The 14,315-nt window shown below is 39.4% G+C and carries 13 protein-coding genes and 1 tRNA gene; 11 read left to right on the top strand and 3 right to left on the bottom strand.

The window, feature by feature from the left end; genetic code table 11:
* Window positions 1–356 precede the first annotated feature (356 nt).
* On the top strand, window positions 357–986 hold the full coding sequence (locus tag F931_RS11575; RefSeq protein WP_016141545.1) for a hypothetical protein: 630 nt from the start codon (window positions 357–359) through the stop codon (window positions 984–986).
* 473 nt (window positions 987–1,459) lie between these two features.
* Here the strand turns inward: F931_RS11575 and F931_RS11570 are convergent, their stop codons facing one another.
* The 3 genes from F931_RS11570 to cysS all read right to left on the bottom strand — a co-directional run bounded on the left by F931_RS11570 (window position 1,460) and on the right by cysS (window position 4,249).
* A complete protein-coding gene (locus F931_RS11570) occupies window positions 1,460–2,473 on the bottom strand; it encodes a tyrosine-type recombinase/integrase (RefSeq protein WP_016141543.1) in 1,014 nt (337 codons plus the stop codon).
* 215 nt (window positions 2,474–2,688) lie between these two features.
* Window positions 2,689–2,764: transfer RNA gene (locus tag F931_RS11565), tRNA-Gly, on the bottom strand.
* Window positions 2,765–2,827: 63 nt separating this feature from the next.
* A complete protein-coding gene (gene cysS / locus F931_RS11560; protein ID WP_016141542.1) occupies window positions 2,828–4,249 on the bottom strand; it encodes a cysteine--tRNA ligase in 1,422 nt (473 codons plus the stop codon).
* A gap of 213 nt (window positions 4,250–4,462) precedes the next feature.
* Between cysS and kdsD the strand changes: the two genes are divergently transcribed.
* The 10 genes from kdsD to F931_RS11510 all read left to right on the top strand — a co-directional run bounded on the left by kdsD (window position 4,463) and on the right by F931_RS11510 (window position 14,208).
* Window positions 4,463–5,440, top strand: a complete 978-nt coding sequence (gene kdsD / locus F931_RS11555; RefSeq protein ID WP_016141541.1) for a KpsF/GutQ family sugar-phosphate isomerase — start codon at window positions 4,463–4,465, stop codon at window positions 5,438–5,440.
* 3 nt (window positions 5,441–5,443) lie between these two features.
* Window positions 5,444–5,983: a KdsC family phosphatase gene (gene kdsC / locus F931_RS11550; protein ID WP_016141540.1), complete on the top strand. Its 540-nt coding sequence runs from the start codon at window positions 5,444–5,446 to the stop codon at window positions 5,981–5,983.
* 37 nt (window positions 5,984–6,020) lie between these two features.
* Entirely contained in the window at window positions 6,021–6,569 is a 549-nt protein-coding gene (gene lptC / locus F931_RS11545; RefSeq protein ID WP_016141539.1) for an LPS export ABC transporter periplasmic protein LptC, read from the top strand.
* On the top strand, window positions 6,553–7,101 hold the full coding sequence (gene lptA, locus F931_RS11540; protein WP_016141538.1) for a lipopolysaccharide transport periplasmic protein LptA: 549 nt from the start codon (window positions 6,553–6,555) through the stop codon (window positions 7,099–7,101). Before lptC ends, lptA begins: the two co-directional genes overlap by 17 nt.
* Window positions 7,101–7,847 (top strand): LPS export ABC transporter ATP-binding protein, encoded by a 747-nt coding sequence (gene lptB, locus F931_RS11535; protein WP_009389082.1) that lies wholly within the window; start codon window positions 7,101–7,103, stop codon window positions 7,845–7,847. Before lptA ends, lptB begins: the two co-directional genes overlap by 1 nt.
* A 273-nt stretch (window positions 7,848–8,120) precedes the next feature.
* Entirely contained in the window at window positions 8,121–9,587 is a 1,467-nt protein-coding gene (locus F931_RS22680; protein ID WP_016141537.1) for a TolC family protein, read from the top strand.
* Window positions 9,584–11,725, top strand: coding sequence for a type I secretion system permease/ATPase (gene paxB / locus F931_RS11525; protein ID WP_016141536.1), 2,142 nt, complete (start codon window positions 9,584–9,586; stop codon window positions 11,723–11,725). Before F931_RS22680 ends, paxB begins: the two co-directional genes overlap by 4 nt.
* A complete protein-coding gene (locus F931_RS11520; protein WP_016141535.1) occupies window positions 11,722–12,912 on the top strand; it encodes a beta-barrel domain-containing protein in 1,191 nt (396 codons plus the stop codon). Before paxB ends, F931_RS11520 begins: the two co-directional genes overlap by 4 nt.
* Before the next feature lie 92 nt (window positions 12,913–13,004).
* Window positions 13,005–13,604, top strand: a complete 600-nt coding sequence (locus tag F931_RS11515) for an IMPACT family protein (protein ID WP_016141534.1) — start codon at window positions 13,005–13,007, stop codon at window positions 13,602–13,604.
* Complete coding sequence (locus F931_RS11510; protein ID WP_016141533.1) at window positions 13,597–14,208, top strand: chloramphenicol acetyltransferase CAT; 612 nt, start codon at window positions 13,597–13,599, stop codon at window positions 14,206–14,208. The genes F931_RS11515 and F931_RS11510 overlap by 8 nt, the downstream gene beginning before the upstream one ends.
* Window positions 14,209–14,315 lie beyond the last annotated feature (107 nt).

Here is a 14,315-nt window from a genome sequence, read left to right as displayed (position 1 = left end):
TTAAAAAGCCTAGTATCAATTAACTAGGCTTTTTAAATTGCGTATACATAAAATCATAATTTCTTGCCAGTCAGGGTAAAGCTGGAATTTTATCGGTAATATTTACTCTAGCGAAATATAATAATTGTAAGATGAAGCATGATTTAATTATAAAGACTCTCTGGACAAGAATTTTTATAAATGAGAAATACTTTTTTATTAATTAATAACATCTCCTCACTTAATTTGGACAGTTATGAAACATAAATAACCGAAACCTAAATTATACTAATAATTGTTCAGCATATTCCAAAAAGCTTTTTTATATTCTAGCTCTTTTAAAAGACACTAGATTTTAAAATATAGGGAGTAAGAAAATGGTAAATAAAAAACAATCAATTTCAGATGGTAATCATACGATTCAAAAAGAGCCATCTTCCAATAGTAATGTATTAAATAGCAAACCAATACAAGATACTTCATCCACAAATGATAATGCTCGTCCAGATTTAAACTCACCACCGACTAATAACAATCATGTACCTGATATGAATGAAGGGGGAGAAGATTTGGCAGCTGTAAGTGCAGGAACCTTAGGAGGAGCGGCTATAGGTGCTGCATTCGGTGTTGTTGGGGGGCCTCCAGGTGCTGTTGTTGGAGGGATTATTGGTGGTGTAGTAGGGGGAATAGCAGGTAATGATATAGCTCAAACAAATAATCAAAAAGATGATAGTAATTACTGGCAAGAAGTAGATAATTATTGGCGAGAAAACTATAAAAAAATGCCATATTATAATGAAAACAAGAATCTAGAATATGATCGTGATTATCGGGTGGCTTATCGTTTAGGTTATGAAAATCGTGTACCTAATAATGCAGAAATTAATTTTTCCGAGGTTGAATCTAAATTGAAAACTAAATGGGAGCAAGTTAAAGGCAGTTCACGTTTACAGTGGGAGGAAGCTAAATTTGCTGTAGAAGATGGATGGAAAAAAATTCATCCTTAAGTCATTTAATACTTAGAAAGTCTCCTCAATGGGGGAGACTTTGCGATAATATACTTTTAAGCTAATTTTTAATTTTAAGCCAATTTTTAATTTCAATATCAATAGAAACTTAATGATGGGCTTAATCATAAAATATTACCTATATTTTCATTATTCTTTCCAACTATCAATTATATCTGCCCAATCTTGCAGCATTTTACGTCTGCTTTCTACAAGTGACCCAAGTTTTCTAGCTTCATCCATCTTAAATTCCTTTAGTTTAACCAATGCATTTTTTGCTCTACTAAGTTCAGTTAGTCATTTGTAATTATAGAAAGTAATTGATAATCTTAAAATTTATAACTTTCTTATAAATCAGATGGACCTTAATAACTTAAAATTAACTTCATTGAATTAAAAGATATACAAATAATAAAAAACAGTTAGGAAAATAGTCGTACCTATTTCTCTAACTGTTTTATGAAAAATATTTATTATGCTGCGCTTAACATCTTCGCAATTTCTGAAGCTGTAGGATTGTAATAAGTATTTACTAAAACACTAATCGTTTTATGACCAGTAATTTTCGCTAGGATCTCTACTGGTAAACGGTAGTCATGAACAAAACGGGTAATAGCTTCATGACGTGTATCATGGAACGTAATAACACCGTCTAAGCCAACTCTACGTAAGTTACGTTGCCATATTAATCGAAAGGCATTAGAGGTAAGAGGAACCATACGGTTATCGTCAGGATCGTCTGGTAGCCAAGAAAGTAGCTCTTTTGCTTTAGCAGTTAAAGGCACATCACGAGTAGTACCATTCTTAGTATCTAATAGGCGAATGAAATCAGGAAAGATTAATGATTTCTCTACACTAAGTATTTCACCTTTACGCATTGCCGTTTCAAGTGCAAATAGAAATGACCATGCCACCCGGTGTCTTGGCTGAACGGGCACTTTTCCCCACTCATAGTCGAGCCCAGCTAAAACAGCATCTATATGGTTCTGATAAATCCTTTGATTACGTGGAGGAGGAGCAGTAGGTTTTGATATTTCCTTGAAAGGATTTTCTTTTGTGAGAAATAGCTCTTTCCGTGCAAAGTCAAAAACCGAACTATACATGGCCATTTCGCGAATGACGGTTGCACCTTTAACTTGTTTTAAACGTTTATCTCGCCATTGTTTAACTAATGCTGGTGTCAGGTCGTGAATTGATTCATTTGCTAATTTCCCCCAATTTTTCTTTAGGCATTTAAGCATTTGAACAATCAAGCGAGCACTCTTCATTTTTCTGCCTTCTTCTTGATAGTACTGTTCAAAAAGGGCATAGAAGGAGATATGGATTTTTTCAGGCTCAGGATTAGCCTGTTGAGATTGTAATTCTAATAATTTTTTTGCGGCCCATTGTTCACACTCACTCGCAGTATCTCGAGTAGCTGTGTAACGTTTGCCTAGATAACGAACAGTGATGCGCCACGCATCTCCGCGCTTAACCGGCTTTTGCATAAGAACACTCCAAATTTCGTGGTGTCGCGGCGACACCAAAATTCGCGAGTGTCTAAAAGACATCCACTTTTTTGGTGTCGCAACGGAAATATAAAGCGTTTTTTAATGCGAATTTTGACTATTTTGAGTAGTCAAAGCTGACCGATCGACAATAAAAAACAGGCCACATAACTCGTTAAAGTTATGCAGCCTATTGATTTTAATACATAAAATCTTGGAGCGGGAAACGAGACTCGAACTCGCGACCCCAACCTTGGCAAGGTTATGCTCTACCAACTGAGCTATTCCCGCAATGTGAGCACATTATAGAGTGTTTCACTAAAGTGTCAACACTCTTGTGATTTAATTGAACATTTAATCAGCACGACGCCAAACTGTACCTTGACGAGTATCTTCAAGCACAACACCTTGGTCGAGCAAAGACTGGCGAATACCATCTGCTTTAGCAAAGTCTTTTGCTTTTTTAGCATCCACACGTTGTTGAATAAAGTCTTCAATTTCAGCATCAGACAAAGCAAGCGCTTCTTGTCCGATATCTGATTTTAAGAAATCATCTACATTGTGTTGTACCAAACCTAAAATGTTGGTGAGGTGACGTAATGTCGAATAAAGAATAGTCGCTTGGTCAGCTTGCTCTTCTTTTACAGCACGGTTCAATTCTTTGTTCAGTTCAAACAATATCGCCATTGCTTCGGCTGTGTTGAAGTCATCACACATTGCGTTGTTAAAACGTTCAATAAAGCTTTGATCAAGTGCTTCAGTTGTCGTTTGACCGTAAACTTGTTGGTAAGCTTTAAATGAATGGTAGAAACGAGTTAAAGAAGTTTTTGCTTCTTTAAGTGCCACATCAGAGAAGTTCACAGGACTACGATAGTGTGAAGACACAATAAAGTAGCGGATCACTTCAGGGTGGAACTTCTCCATCACGTCGCGAATCGTAAAGAAGTTGCCTAAAGACTTAGACATCTTTTCACCATCAACGTTAATGAAGCCAACATGCATCCAGTAGTTTACATATTGCTCACCAGTCGAAGCTTCACTTTGCGCAATTTCATTTTCATGGTGTGGGAACATTAAATCTGAACCGCCACCATGAATGTCAAAGTGATTGCCTAAGCAGCAAGTCGACATTGCAGAACATTCAATGTGCCAACCCGGACGGCCATTACCCCAAGGGGATGCCCAAGACGGTTCATTTTCTTTCGCATGTTTCCAAAGTACAAAGTCAAAAGGATGTTTCTTTTCAACTTCTACATCAACACGCTCACTTGCGCCAGCTTGCATATCATCAAGCTTACGGCCAGAGAGGCGACCATATTTTTCAAATTTGGTCACTTCAAAATAAACATCGCCGTTTGAAGCAGGGTAAGCAGAGCCTTTGTTGACCAGATTGCCAATCATATTTTGCATCTGATCGATATATTCAGTCGCTTTAGGTGCTTCATCCGGTGCCAAACAGCCTAAGTTCGCTGCATCTTCATTCATTGCATCGATAAAACGAGTGGTGAGTTGTTGGATTGTTTCACCATTCTCATTCGCACGTTTAATGATTTTGTCGTCAATGTCGGTAATGTTGCGAATATAGCGAACTTTCCAGCCTTGACTACGTAAGAAACGAATAATGTAGTCAAATGCAACCATAACTCGAGCATGCCCGATATGACAGTAGTCGTAAACGGTCATACCGCAGACGTACATATCGATGTGACCTTCTTTGCGAGGTACAAATTCAACTTTTTTTCGTTGCTCAGAGTTATATAAAACAAACGGTTGCATAAGGGTTTTCAAACACTCAACAAAAACAGTGTTACATCATAACTGATGCATCATTTTTCACAAAGTTTTATGCAAGAATTTTATAAGCTTGTGAAATCTTATACATTTAAAAACGTGTAGGTGATTGAGTTATGTTAGAATGCCCCCAAATCTTTTGATTAAAATCACCGATCTTCACAAGAGATCAGATCAATTATTTTGAGTCAAACTCGTATGCCCAATCCTACAGATTTCCAAAGCAGCGCATTAGCAACATTGCGTATTGAGCAACAAGCCTTAGACGTGTTAGCAACACAAATTGGTGACAGTTTTAATCGAGCTTGTGAAATATTGTTACAGTGTAAAGGTCGTGTTGTGATTACTGGCATGGGTAAGTCAGGGCATATTGGCCGTAAAATGGCTGCAACTTTCGCCTCAACTGGTACACCTTCTTTCTTTATGCATCCGGGCGAAGCTGGGCATGGTGATTTGGGAATGCTGGTTCGTGGTGATGTTTTAATTGCGATTTCCAATTCTGGAAAAAGTGATGAAATCATGATGTTGATGCCTTTAATCAAACATCTTGGCGTGCCACTTATTACCATTAGCCGTGATGATAAAGGCCCAATGCCGCAAAATGCCGACATCGCTTTAACTTTAGGTGAGTCTGACGAGGCTTGCCCCTTAGGTTTGGCACCTACCTCGAGTACGACAGCAACTTTAGTTTTGGGTGATGCATTGGCTGTCGCTTTACTAGAAGCACGTGGTTTTACTGCAGATGATTTTGCTCGCTCGCATCCAGCAGGTGCGTTGGGTAAACGCTTACTTTTACATGTGAAACACCTCATGCATACAGGCGATGAGCTGCCAAAAGTTTCACCAGACACGCCAATGAATCAAGTGCTTTATGAAATCTCTAATAAACGTTTAGGCTTGACCACGATTGTAGATGACCAAGACCATTTGCTTGGTATTTTTACCGATGGTGACTTGCGCCGTTTAATTGATAAACAGCAAGGTTTCGATGTGAATTTGCCTGTTTCTGAAGTGATGACAAAGAAACCGTCAACTATTTCTCAAGAAGCACGTGCGGTAGAAGCTCTACAACAGCTTAACCTGAAAAAAATTAGTCAGTTTGTGGTGGTCGATGACCAGAATAAAGTGATTGGTGTAATTAGTATGCATGACCTTATTCAGGCAGGGGTAAATTAATCAATGGCATCTTATGCATTGTTAGAACAAGCACGTCATTTACAGGCATTGGTTCTGGATGTTGATGGTATTTTGAGTGATGGCTTTGTAACGTTAACCAATAGTGGCGATGAAATTAAATCATTCGATATTCGTGATGGTTTAGGCATGAAGCTTGTGCAGCAAGCGAACATGAAAGTCATTATTATCACAGGCCGAAAAAGTAATATTGTTGAAAAACGCATGTCTGACTTAGGTGTAGATCTGGTCTTTCAAGGCCGTGAAGACAAAGGCTCAGCACTTCGTGAAGCATGTGCACAGTTTAATATTTTGCCGTCGGACTGCTTATATATGGGCGATGATTGGCCTGATTTGTCGGCTTTTGCGATTGCAGGTATGAGTGTTACTGTGCCAAATGGTCACGAAGAAGTACGTCGCCGTGCGCATTTGGTTACGCAATCGATGGGCGGGCGTGGTGCTGTACGTGAAGTCTGTGATATGTTGCTGATCGCAAAAGGCATTTACCAAGAACTTCTTGAAAAATATCTTGCAGTACCGCATTAATAATAAGATTACTTAAAAAGGTAGGCTATTCCTGCTCATGGATACCAGAGTTTTATCAATTGTTGCTGTAGTAGTTGCTGCTATAAGTGGTGGTTATTACTACTATAGTGGCAAGGCAAAAAAACTAGACATTGGTTCTGCGAAGAATATGACATATTCAGCGCAGGGCGTCCATTTGACTCAAACTGATGATCAAGGCAATTTGTATATTCGTGCTGAAGTTCGTCAGCTTGAACAGGATATGCAACAAAAAACATCAAAGTTGGATCAACTCAATGCCTCGATGTATAAAGATGGCAAAGTTGATGCAACGTTCTTTGCAAAACAGGCAAATGGCTACGATGATAACCGTAAAGTTATATTATCGGGCGATGTGGTCGCTACTAAACTTGCGCCACAAGGTAAGATTGAATTCCATACTGATGAGTTAACTGGCTATCCAAAAACCAGAGAAATTGAAACGAATCATCAGGTCGTTGTTCAATCTCCGCAAGGCGATTTTGTCAGCAAAGGACTAAAAGCCAATTTGAATAATGGTCAGTACGAATTTTTTAATATTCGAGGAAAGTATGCACCAAAGTCTTAATTTAAAACGTTCTTCAGCTTTCCTAAAACAAGCTGCGGTAATTACATTCGTTGCTTTATCATCTGCTTCGACTTTTGCTTTACCGTCTGACCGTAATCAACAAATTTCGTTAGTGGCAGACCGTGCAACTTATAATGAGAAAACGGGTTTAACGACTTATACGGGCAATGTTGTGATTGAGCAAGGTACGATGAAGCTTCAAGCCGACTCAATTGTGGCTACTCTAAACGCTAAGCGTGAAATTCAAACGATTACTGCCAAAGGTAGACCGTCTAAATTCCAACAGCAAATTAGTGCAGACAAAGGCGTTGCACGAGGCGAGGGTCAAACTATTGTTTATAATGCAGATACAGGCATTATTACTTTGACTGGTGGTGCATATCTATATCAAGATGGTTCAAGTATTCGTGGTAACTCACTGAAATATAGTATGAATAAAGGCGATGTTGAAGCACAAGGCTCATCATCTAACCGTGTTCAGATTATTATTCCGCCATCAACTTCAAAAAGTTTCCCAGGAGCGCGTGACTAATGCAACAAGCTCTTCAACAACCCCAAACTTTGTGTATTAAGCACTTAGCAAAAAACTATAGTAAACGTTGGGTCGTCAAAGACGTATCTTTTAGTATGCAAAGTGGACAGATTGTTGGTTTGCTTGGCCCTAACGGTGCAGGAAAAACAACAAGTTTCTATATGGTTGTTGGACTCGTGCGTATGGATAAAGGTGAAATTCACCTTGATGATCTTGATATGTCTGATTTGGCAATGCATGAGCGGGCACGTAAAGGGATTGGATATCTTCCGCAAGAAGCTTCTATTTTTAGAAAGCTAACAATTGCTGAAAATATTATGTCTATTTTAGAAACACGCAAAGACTTAAATAAGCAACAGCGCCAGCAACGTCTTACTGAATTATTGAATGACTTTAAAATCAGTCATATTAAAGATTCATTGGGCATGAGTGTGTCTGGTGGTGAACGCCGTCGTGCTGAAATTGCACGTGCATTGGCTGCTGATCCTAAATTTATGTTACTTGATGAACCGTTTGCCGGCGTCGATCCAATTTCGGTTGGTGATATTAAAGATATTATCCAGACCTTAAAAGATCGTGGTATTGGTGTACTCATTACTGACCATAACGTACGTGAAACTCTAGCAATTTGTGAACGTGCATATATTGTGAGTGAAGGGGCTGTAATTGCCGAAGGCACGCCACAAGAAATTCTGGATAACGAACAGGTACGTAAAGTCTACTTAGGTGACGATTTTACAGTTTAAATAAAAAAGTTAATCTGTTTGGCTAAAAAGAGGTCAGTGCCTCTTTTTAGTTTTTTTATATTTATATTTTAAAAACAATAAATTAGTCTAAACAATTGATGAAAAAATAATGTGTGAATTATTCCTTCATTTATGCTTCTTTATGCAAAAAAATATGTAGAATGTAGAAGCTTTTAAACGATAACAAACAAGATCAACAAGACAAGCATGATTGGATATAACCAGAGAAGAGTAAAAAGGACATGTAAAAAGCCGGCTTTCCTGAAAGGGTTGATGCTTTTAACTACATTGCATGTACCTATGGTGATATATGCCGCTAAACCAAGTGAGCAATATCACACATTGAAAAACAACTTATCGCAGCTTTTTACCCCTAAAAGTAGTGATGAATTTAAAGTTGCTAAAATGCAAGAGCTGAGTAATTTTAAGCTAGATCGTTCTAGAGTTCAGGAGTTTCCGACTGTTCAACTCAATGATCGAGCAGCTTCATCTTATTCAACTCTGCCATCAAGGAAAATGACTTTGCAGGAAGCGGTGAGAATCGCAATCCAGCGTAACCCTGATATTTCCCAAGCCATTTCAACTTTAGCTGGCCAAAACGCTGGTATTGATGTTGCAAAGGCGGGTTATTACCCTCAAATTTCAGGTGGTATTACCACAGGTGACTTGAGCAGTGGTGAGCGTGGTCGGCAATTATTGACTTTAAATGCAACTCAAATGCTCTATGATTTTGGTAAAGTGAAATCAGGTGTATCGGTTGAGAAGGCTAAGTTGCAAGTCGAGCAGGCCAATGTTCTGGTCAGCATTGATGATATTGCACTTGATGTCGCACAGTCGATTATCAATATTCAGCGCTATCTTCAATTAAATAAGATTGCCGAACAGCAAATTGCAGGTATTCAGCGAATTCAGGAAATCGCTAATTTACGTGCAAATGCCGGTATTAGTAGCCAAGCCGATCCAATTCAAGCCCAATCTTATTTGCAAGCTGCTCAGTCTGGTCTGATTGCTCAGCAATCATTGTTACGTCAATATCAGCAGCATTTAAGAACATTATTAGGTGGCGATGTTTCTCGAACGGGATGGATTATTTCAGATGATTTGGTGAAAGTATCTGATTTATATGGTGAGCCTCAGTTTAATACCATTCCAAAAATGATCGCAGCTCAAGCGGGTATTGAAGTTGCTAAAGCGCAAAAAGAGCAGACCCGTTTAACACGTTATCCAACTTTGGCAGTCAAAGGTTCTTTGAGTCAGGCCATTAATGGCAAAAATCCAAATAATGATGAAGACGATGGTCTGTATAGTTCGGTCATGCTTGAAGCAACCAGTCAGTTTTATCAAGGTGGAGCAGTTTCTTCTCAGGTAAAAATGGCGAGTTATGCAGAAGAAGCCGCTAAATCTAAAGTGAATTCTGTTTATCTGGATGTTCTCGACCAGATCAGAACCAGCCGTGAGCAAATTGAAAATAAACAACGACAAATGCAGGTTTTAGCAAATCGCCAAGCAACGACAGTTCGTACACGTGAGCTTTATCAAGAACAGTACAAACTCGGAACACGTTCATTGGTCGATTTATTAAATGCCGAACAAGCGATTCATAGTGCTAATTCAGAACTCGAAACTGCACGTTATGATATTTACAGCAGTATTGTTCAGTACATTGCAGCAACAGGACGTTCTCGCCAAGCTTATGACTTAAATAATATTTCAATTCAGGGGTTCGAAGTACAACCATGATGACAAAAATAAACTACCAGCCCTGGTTACAGGCAGTCTTGACGATTGCTAAACATTATAGAATTGAGCCTTCAGAAGAAAGAATTCGTTTACAACTTGACTGGAACCAAAATCAAAATCTTGATGATGTTTTACAGCTCATTACACGTCAAGTTGGACTCAATTTACGTAAAGTGCCATTTTCTTTAGAGTTGCTCAACCCATGGCGTTTACCTGTCATGGTCGAGTTCAATGACGGTCAAGTCGGTGTAATTGATAAAGCTGATACTCAAGGAAACGTCAGTATTCAGTTTAGTGGAGATCATGGCCTTTCTCAAAATTTAAGCTTAGATGTCTTAAAAACTACAATTAAGAATGTCTATATTCTGCGCCCTGAAACCTCTATTCCCGATGCGCGTATTGATGAATATATCAAGCCATATGAAGCGAGCTGGTTCTGGTCAATCGTTCTAAGAGACTGGAAACGCTACGTTGATATTATGTTTGCCTCACTCATTGCCAATGTGTTGGCACTGGCAACCATTATTTTCTCAATGCAAGTGTATGACCGCGTTGTACCTTCACAGTCTATTCCGACTTTATGGGTACTGGCAGGTGGGGTACTGATTGCAGCTCTTTTTGAGTTTACCTTACGTATATCGCGAGTGTATTTGTCCGACATTATTGGTAAACGTGCTGACTTACGTGTTTCTGATCGTGTATTTGGTCATGCCTTACGCATCAAAAATAAAGACCGTTCAAAATCTACCGGTAGTTTTATTTCCCAGATTCGTGAACTCGAAGGGGTTCGTGAATTGGTGACATCAACCACCATTAGTGCAATTGCCGATTTCCCATTCTTTTTCCTGTTCCTGATCATCTTTGCCATTATTGGTGGAAAACTGTTTTGGGTGATGTTACTAGTAGTACCGCTTATGCTTTTACCAGGTATTCTGGCACAGAAAAAACTAGCGCAACTCGCACAAGAAGGTATGAGAGAATCCTCAATCCGTAACGCGATTCTTGTTGAAGCGGTGCAAGGTATTGAAGATATCAAACTATTACGTGCTGAGTCTCGTTTCCAAAACCAGTGGAACCACATGAACGAAGTTTCAGCCGATATCGGGATGAGACAGCGTAAAATTGTTGGGACCTTAATGGCATGGACTCAAATGCTTCAAGGCTTGACCTATGCAATTGTGGTGTTAGTGGGATGTTTTGCCGTGATGGACGGTGAAATGACTACGGGTGCTTTAGTTGCGTGTTCAATTTTATCTTCACGTATGTTAGGCCCAGTTGCACAAATTACAGGTGTGTTAGGTCGTTTACAGCAAGCAAAAGTTGCAAAACAAAGTCTTGATGAACTTATGCAACGCCCGATCGATCAGGCGGACCGTTCGCATCTGGTACATAAAGCTGTTTTAAATGGCGATTATGAATTAAAAAATGTCTTGTTCCAATATGGAGAAGAAGACCCGAAACCAAGTTTGGCCATTCGCCATTTAAAAATTCGTGCTGGTGAAAAAATTGCAATCTTAGGCCGTAATGGTGCAGGTAAATCGACACTGCTTCAGCTTCTATCTGGCATGCAAGTTCCAACTCAAGGTGCAGTGCACTTAGATGGTCTTGATCTTTCTTTAATTGACCCATCTGATGTACGCCGTGATATGGGCCTACTCAACCAAAATGCACATCTTTTCTACGGTACAATTCGTGAAAACCTCACTTTAGGTGCGCCACTTGCAACAGATGAAGATATTCTTCGTGCTTTGGTGGTGACGGGTGCATTACCTTTTGTTCAAGAGAAAAAAGAAGGACTAGATCACCTGATTTTAGAAGGTGGTGTTGGTTTCTCTGGTGGTCAGAAACAAGCATTGTTACTGGCACGTCTATTGATTCGTCAACCTAACATTTTACTGCTGGATGAACCGACAGCAGCGATTGATGATGTGGCAGAGAAACAACTGATTGATCATTTAAAAGTTTGGCTAGCACATCGTACTTTGGTCGTTGCGACCCACCGCCGAGCTGTTTTAGATCTGGTGGACCGTATTATTGTCGTTAACGAAGGCAAAATCGTGATGGATGGTCCAAGAGATCAGGTCCTTAATCAATCAACAGCCCAACAAAAACAAGTGAGCCAAGGGGGTAATTCATGAGCGAACAACAACAAGAACTCACCCGTTCAATGAATGTCTCTTATAGTGAGCCACCATTACCACGTGCCAGTTTAGTGATCTGGATTGTGGGAATCGGTTTAGTTATTTTCTTTATCTGGGCATGGGTATTTAAACTTGAAGAAGTTTCTACCGGTACGGGTAAAGTGATTCCATCATCTAAAGAGCAGGTTATCCAGTCTTTAGAAGGTGGTATTTTAACTAAGCTGAATGTACAAGAAGGTGACATTGTTCAAAAAGGACAAATTCTTGCGCAGCTTGATCCAACCCGTTTTGCATCAAATGTCGGTGAATCAAGATCTTTACTGATCTCTGCTCAAGCGACAGCAGCGCGTTTGCGTGCGGAAGTAAATGGTACACCTTTGGTTTTCCCTGAAATTGTGATGAAAGAACCAAAGCTTGTACAAGAAGAAACAGCGTTATACCGCTCGCGTCGCGCTGATCTTGAACAAACGCTTGCAGGTTTAAGACAGGCTTTACAACTGGTGCAACAAGAACTGGCAATGACAGAGCCGTTAGTTGCAAAAGGTGCAGCAAGTGAGGTCGAGGTTTTACGTCTACGTCGTGAAGCAAATGATCTGCAAAACAAAATGAATGATGCGCAGAACCAGTATTATGTGAAAGCACGTGAAGAGCTATCTAAAGCTACGACTGATAGTAAAACACAGCAACAAATCGTACTGGGCCGTAGTGACAGTTTAGATCGTGCAGTGTTTAGAGCTCCGGTACGTGGGGTTGTGAAAGAAATTGCGGTGACTACGCATGGTGGTGTTATTCCACAAAACGGTAAACTGATGACGATTGTACCAATCGATGAACAACTGCTGATTGAAGCGCGTATTTTGCCGCGTGACATTGCCTTTATTCGTCCTGGACAAGAAGCTCTGGTTAAGATTACTGCCTACGATTACTCAATTTATGGGGGTCTAAAAGGTAAAGTTACGGTTATTTCACCAGACACGATTCGTGATGAGGTTAAACAAGACCAATTCTATTACCGTGTTTATATCCGCACTGATTCTGACAAGCTTTATAATAAAGAAGGTAAGGCTTTTGGAATTACACCGGGTATGGTGGCAACAGTAGATATTCGTACTGGTGAAAAAACAGTATTGGATTACTTACTTAAACCATTTAATAAAGCCAAAGAAGCATTACGAGAAAGATAATAAAAAAAGCCCCGAGATTCGGGGCTTTTTTATGGGTTTGATTCTTTTAAATTCACGTTATAATTTGATTTTTATTATGCTTTATTTAATTTATGGCTTTTACGATTGCATCACAGATTACATTTGAAGAAGAAATTAAAAAAAGCAGATTTCAGGCCATCGCTGCGCCAGTCGAAAATGAACAGCAAGTTAAAGAATTTTTAGAATATAACAAAGATATCTCGACCACTCACCAATGTTGGGCATGGAAAATTGGGCATAACGTACGCTTTAACGATGACGGTGAACCGTCAGGAACAGCAGGGCGTCCAATCTTGGCAACCATTGAAGGGAATGACTTAACCAATATTATAGTGATGGTTAACCGTTGGTATGGTGGAGTAAAACTAGGAACAGGCGGCCTTGTTAGAGCATATGGTGGCTGTGCTGGACAATGTTTACTGTTGGCTGAACGCATTGAACTTATTGCGAAAAAGACGATTTATTTTTCTTGCCATTTTAATGAATGGGCGATCTTCCAATATGAGCTGACTCAACAACAAATTGAATATCAGGAAACTTACACAGCAACGGGTGTAGATGTTGAGGCACGGTTACAAATACATCAAATTGAACCGCTGGCGTTAAAACTTAGAGATGTAACCCGTGGTCGTGAAGAATTAAAAATAGAAGAGGAATTAACAGATGATTGATTCCTTATTGAAATATCGTGAGCAACATAAGCATCGCTTAAACTATATGCCATGGTTATATTGGAGTTTAAAACCGAAAAATCGTGCTTGGGCTGAAGAGTGGCAAAAAGAATATCAAGCTTATTTAATGGATATGGAGACCGTTGAGATTGGTGAAAATTGTTTTATTTCACCCTTAGCACACATTTTTGCTGAGCTGGGGCGCAAAATTATCATTGGTGATAATAGTTTTATTGCGGCTGATTGCACATTACATGGACCGCTTGAAATCGGTAACGAAGTCGCGATTAATCATCATTGTATTTTAGATGGTGGACGAGCTGGCATAAAATTGCATGACCAAGTCCGAATTGCAGCATATTGTCATTTATATGCGTTTGATCATGGAATGCAATTAGACCGCCCGCTTTACCAACAGCCTGTCACTTCTAAAGGAATTGAAATAGAGCAGGACGTTTGGTTGGGTGCACATGTGGGGATCAAAGACGGTATAAAAATCGGTAAACATGCTGTGGTCGGGATGAATAGTATGGTGACCAAAGATGTTGAGCCCTACCATATTATCGGTGGGAATCCCGCAAAATTTATTCGCTTAAGAGAATAATGCAGTTTTAAGAATGTAATAAAATGTTTGATCTTTAAACAAAAAAGTTGGTTTTTATACATAAACCTTAACATACCAATTTTTATCTATGTTAAGTTAAAGCTAAG

The organism is Acinetobacter pittii ANC 4050 (assembly GCF_000399685.1).
Lineage (GTDB): Bacteria > Pseudomonadota > Gammaproteobacteria > Pseudomonadales > Moraxellaceae > Acinetobacter > Acinetobacter pittii_E.
This window is presented reverse-complemented; position numbering and strand designations above follow the sequence as displayed.

Coding starts and splice junctions, on each gene's coding strand:
- F931_RS11515 (WP_016141534.1), top strand. CDS start 13,005: ATGGCTTTTACGATTGCATCACAGATTACATTTGAAGAAGAAATTAAA.
- cysS (WP_016141542.1), bottom strand. CDS start 4,249: ATGCAACCGTTTGTTTTATATAACTCTGAGCAACGAAAAAAAGTTGAA.
- F931_RS11575 (WP_016141545.1), top strand. CDS start 357: ATGGTAAATAAAAAACAATCAATTTCAGATGGTAATCATACGATTCAA.
- kdsC (WP_016141540.1), top strand. CDS start 5,444: ATGGCATCTTATGCATTGTTAGAACAAGCACGTCATTTACAGGCATTG.
- lptC (WP_016141539.1), top strand. CDS start 6,021: ATGGATACCAGAGTTTTATCAATTGTTGCTGTAGTAGTTGCTGCTATA.
- F931_RS22680 (WP_016141537.1), top strand. CDS start 8,121: ATGCTTTTAACTACATTGCATGTACCTATGGTGATATATGCCGCTAAA.
- lptA (WP_016141538.1), top strand. CDS start 6,553: ATGCACCAAAGTCTTAATTTAAAACGTTCTTCAGCTTTCCTAAAACAA.
- paxB (WP_016141536.1), top strand. CDS start 9,584: ATGATGACAAAAATAAACTACCAGCCCTGGTTACAGGCAGTCTTGACG.
- F931_RS11520 (WP_016141535.1), top strand. CDS start 11,722: ATGAGCGAACAACAACAAGAACTCACCCGTTCAATGAATGTCTCTTAT.
- kdsD (WP_016141541.1), top strand. CDS start 4,463: ATGCCCAATCCTACAGATTTCCAAAGCAGCGCATTAGCAACATTGCGT.
- F931_RS11570 (WP_016141543.1), bottom strand. CDS start 2,473: ATGCAAAAGCCGGTTAAGCGCGGAGATGCGTGGCGCATCACTGTTCGT.
- lptB (WP_009389082.1), top strand. CDS start 7,101: ATGCAACAAGCTCTTCAACAACCCCAAACTTTGTGTATTAAGCACTTA.
- F931_RS11510 (WP_016141533.1), top strand. CDS start 13,597: ATGATTGATTCCTTATTGAAATATCGTGAGCAACATAAGCATCGCTTA.